The following is a 1,378-nucleotide window of genomic DNA, read 5'->3' as shown; positions in this document are numbered from 1 at the left end:
TGTGGCAGCTGACAGACTACTAAGCGCGCGGCCCTGGCCGCTCATTTTGGCGGCGGCTTGCATGATTTTGTGCTGTTCGTCGCACCCATCGGGATTTTCTTCCTCAACAGGCGCATTCGCTAATCGCAAAGGCCGGGCGGTGGCAGCTGCCACCGCCCCCAAGTTTGCGGGGAGCGCGGGAGTGAAGCGCGCTCCCCGTGCCGTCATGCCGCTTGGCTTTCGCTATCGGCGGCATCGGGCAAGGCAGAGGGTCGAAGGGCGGGGGGCAGGATGCGCCGCCCCGCAAGGCGCTCGTTGACCGTCACGGCAAGGTCAGAGCGCTTCATGGTCTGGCAATTCTCTACAGCGTCGTTGCCGCAACCTTCGGCCAGCAGCTTCAAGAGCGTGGCCTTGCTAAGCTGGTCATAGAATACCTGATTAGGTTCCCACTTGTCGGCCATGTTGATCTGCGCGGCTCCGACGATCTGCGCCAGCTGGCGGTCGCGGTCGCTGTGGAACGAAAGGCTCGTGATCTGCGAGGCAACGCAGTAGGCCAGCAGCCGCAATTTCGCTTCGCTGTCCATCTGGCGCATGTCGTCCAGCGTGGGTGTTTCGGCCAAGCGGTCAAGATCGGCCCTTGCGATCTCGTCAATGTCGGCAATCGTGGAATGGCCCATGACCGCATCGTCAACATGGAAGCGGTTCTTCTCGGCGGTGATTTCGGCGGCTTGTTGCCACGAATAAGCGTTGCCGCGAACCTGCCCCAAGAGGCCCGTTAAGAGCACGTCCAGCGCCAGCTCCGGGTCGCTGGCAAGGGCTTCCCGAACCGCCATCGTGCGGATGCCGCCCAGCTGATCCATGACTTTCTGCGAGTAGTCGGGGCGAGGAGGCTTGGGGCCATCGGCGGCGGTGCCCTTGGCGGTGCGGGTGAACGCGACCTGTTCGATACCGTCATGGCCGATGAAGACGATAAGCGAGTGCTCGGCCTTCTGCTCGGCGGTGAAAACGCGGCAAGCCGATACGATAGCGTCCTGTTTGCGGGTCAGGGCGCGCAACTCGTCGTCATAGTCGTGATCGTCCTCGTCCACCTCGCTTTCCCGCTTGGCGATTGCCGCCTCGATCTCGACCAGCTGCGCGGTTTCTTCCTCGGTCGGATCGCGCTCGCCAGCGGGTTCCAGATGGCCGCGCATCCAGTAGGAATCAGGCCGGTAGAGCTGCCCTTCTGCATCGCGCCAGCCATCTTCGCGCGCCGCCTTGGCGATGGCGTCGAGCCGATCTTGCACAAGGTCCATGACAAGGCCCGCATCATCGCAATAGCGACGTTCTCCGAAAAGATCGGTGGTGAAGGTGCCGCCTGCGGCGCAATAGGCTTCCTCGCCTAGGCGAAGCCGCTGCCTGC

The 1,378-nt window shown here is 63.1% G+C and carries 1 protein-coding gene; it reads right to left on the bottom strand.

Annotated elements, in window-relative coordinates; all coding sequences use genetic code 11:
• Window positions 1–203: 203 nt before the first annotated feature.
• Window positions 204–1,378, bottom strand: a 1,175-nt coding sequence (locus EBBID32_RS24390; RefSeq protein ID WP_037488298.1) for a hypothetical protein, incomplete at its 5' end; no start/stop codon positions are given.

The sequence above is a fragment of the Sphingobium indicum BiD32 genome, from assembly GCF_000382885.1.
Taxonomy (GTDB): domain Bacteria; phylum Pseudomonadota; class Alphaproteobacteria; order Sphingomonadales; family Sphingomonadaceae; genus Sphingobium; species Sphingobium japonicum_C.
This window is presented reverse-complemented; position numbering and strand designations above follow the sequence as displayed.